4 protein-coding genes are annotated in these 2,849 nt (G+C 34.4%); all 4 read left to right on the top strand.

From position 1 onward, the window contains the following. Positions 1–726, top strand: a 726-nt coding sequence (locus D6734_03260; protein RMF96806.1) for a hypothetical protein, incomplete at its 5' end; no start/stop codon positions are given. 3 nt (positions 727–729) lie between these two features. Beyond that, the gene (locus D6734_03255) at positions 730–1,254 is read left to right on the top strand and encodes a GNAT family N-acetyltransferase (protein RMF96805.1); all 525 of its coding nucleotides are present in this window, start codon (positions 730–732) and stop codon (positions 1,252–1,254) included. Then, a complete protein-coding gene (locus D6734_03250; protein ID RMF96804.1) occupies positions 1,254–2,378 on the top strand; it encodes a DegT/DnrJ/EryC1/StrS family aminotransferase in 1,125 nt (374 codons plus the stop codon). Before D6734_03255 ends, D6734_03250 begins: the two co-directional genes overlap by 1 nt. A gap of 19 nt (positions 2,379–2,397) precedes the next feature. Then, positions 2,398–2,849 (top strand): FAD-dependent oxidoreductase (locus D6734_03245; protein ID RMF96803.1); only part of this gene is annotated, 452 nt, incomplete at its 3' end.

Raw genomic sequence — 2,849 nt, 5'->3', positions numbered from 1 at the left:
AATTCATCTTTTTTTTATCCTGAAAAGGGGGGCATTCAATCTTTGATTGATTCATTCGAAAAGAATATTGATAAGATTTATAAAAGTGAAGAGGTCTATAGAATTGATATTAGGAATAAAAAAGTATATTTGAAATCAGGCTCATACTTTGATTACGATATCATAATTTCATCACTTCCATTAAAAGAATTAGTTTCATTGATTAAAAGGGTGCCTGCAAAGGTAGAAGATGCAGGAAAAAAATTAAAATGTGCTTCACTCATCATTGTGAATGTTGGATTCAAGTCGCAGAGAAAGATTAAAACACAGTGGTATTATTTACCTGATAAGGATTATGAATGTTTTCGGGCAGGATTTTATTCAGCAGTTTCTCCCTCTATGGCACCGCCAAGAATGAATTCAGCTTATGTAGAATTTTCCTGCGGTAACAGAACACAATTTCCGAAAATAGAAAAATTTGAAGAAAAGGCTGTTGAATCTTTAAAAAATATGGGTTTTCTTTCATCTGATAATGATGTTCTTTACTGCAAAGGAATTCCGGTTAAATATGGATATGTAATCTTTGACAAATCATATGAAAATTCTGTGCACAGGATAAGAAGTTATTTAGAAAGATATCATATTTATACTATTGGTAGATACGGCAGATGGGAGTATTCCGCCATGACGGATGCCATTATGCAGGGTAAGGAAATTTCTGCCAAGATTACGAAAATGATAATATGAAAAATGCAGAATAGAAAAATTGTTATTTATGAAGAATTATCGGATGATTTATTATTAAAAGAGATAGAGTATTGCGATTCAGAGAATTTGAGGAGGTGGAAAAATGAGAATAGAGAAGCCTTTTTTTACAAGGAAACTATAACAGCTGAAATGCAAAAGATATGGATGGATAGATATTTCAAAGATTCAGACAATTTTATGTTTATAGTAAGGTATAAAGGTACAAGTATTGGGGTTATGGGCTTTAAAATAGTGTCAGAAGGCGCTGAAATCTACAATGTTATTTTGGGTAAAAAAGAGTTTGGCGGTCAAGGAATTATGGGTAGGGCAATAAGATTGATGAATGGTTTTATATTGGGAATGGATATAAATTATATTTTTTTGAGAGTTTTGTCCTCTAATGATAAAGCGATAGAATGGTATAAAAAAAATGGCTTTGTCGATAAAGGGGGGAAGGAGAATTATCGTCTAATGGTTCTTGATTTAAATAAATTTGCTCAGCCAAAATTACATTTGGAGGAATATTAGTGGCAACAAAAATGATATCCCTTTTTGGGTCAAAAGTAGGCAAAGAAGAACTTGATGAGATTAAAACGAGCATTGACAATCAATGGCTTGGCATAGGACCTAAGTGTAAACGTTTTGAAGAAGAAATGGCGAAGAGACTCAAATGTGACGATTTTGTAATGTTGAACAGCGGTTCAAATAGCCTCCTCTTAGCGGTGAAACTTTTGAATCTTCCACCCGGTTCAGAGGTTATAGTACCTTCTTTTACATGGATTGCCTGTGGGCATGCTGTAGTTTTGAATAACTGCAAGCCAGTATTCTGTGATGTGGACTTGAGGACACATAATATTGCACCTGAATTTGTTGAGCCGCATTTAAGTGACAAAACTGCTGCAATTATGGTTGTTCATTATGCCGGTAAACCAGTTGATGTTAACAGTTTCAAAGACTTTGGTGTGCCAATCATAGAAGATGCAGCACATGCTATTGATTCAACTATTAATGGAAATTATTGCGGCACGATTGGAGATGTTGGGATATATAGTTTTGATGCAGTTAAGAATTTAAGCATTGGGGAAGCAGGGGGACTGGTTTCAAATAATCCCGAATATGTAAAGAAGGCAAGAAATTTGAGATATTGCGGCATAGGTAAATCCGGATTTGAAAGCTCTGCTGAAAAAAGAAGATGGTGGGAGTATAATGTAATAGATTTTTTCCCAAAAATTATTCCTGATGATATAAGTGCTTCAATTGGATTGGCGCAATTAAAAAAACTCGACAAACATCAGGCTTATAGAAAAAAGATATGGGAAACATATCAGTCTGAATTCAAAGATATTGGATGGTTTAATACTCCTGTCGATGCTAATGAGAATGAAAAGCATTCCTATTTTACATACTGTATTTATCTTAACAACGATAAAAGGGATTCATTGGCTAAATATCTTTATGACAATGGTATATATACAAGTCTTAGATTCCATCCATTGCATTTGAATAGAATCTATAACTCCAAAGTGAAATTGCCGAATTGTGAGAAGTTGAATGAACACGCTCTCAATATTCCCATACATCCGGGATTGACTGAGAGCAATATTCAATTTATTGTGGAAAAGATAAAGAAATTCGGAAAACTTCATTGTTAAGAAATTTAGGAGTAGATATTTGCCAAAAAAAATAGCTGTTCTTGGTGCGGGCGCCACGGGGTTGGCTGCCGGCTGGCGTCTTTCAAAAAAGGGATGTATCGTCACTGTTATCGACCAGTTGCCACGAGTTGGCGGTTTGGCTGGCGGTGTGCTTCTTAATGGGAATATCTATGAATATGGACCTCATGCTTTTCATACAACTGATGAAGAGATTTTAAATGACATAAAAGAAATAGCTAAAGGTGATTTGATAAAATTCAACAGAACAATCACTATTAAATTTTTAGACAGCTACTTCAAATATCCCTTGGCTATTAGTGATGTCCTGCTTAAACTTCCAACAATAACAGTAATTAAGGCATTCTTCAGTCTGTTATGGAATATGATTAAAGGATATGTTTCCAGCGGTGATTATAAAAATTCGGAAGAAGTTCTCGTTCAAAACTATGGGTATGTGCTATATAAGATTTT

Source organism: Candidatus Schekmanbacteria bacterium (assembly GCA_003695725.1).
Taxonomy (GTDB): Bacteria; Schekmanbacteria; GWA2-38-11; order GWA2-38-11; family J061; genus J061.
This window is presented reverse-complemented; position numbering and strand designations above follow the sequence as displayed.

Coding starts and splice junctions, on each gene's coding strand:
- D6734_03255 (RMF96805.1), top strand. CDS start 730: ATGCAGAATAGAAAAATTGTTATTTATGAAGAATTATCGGATGATTTA.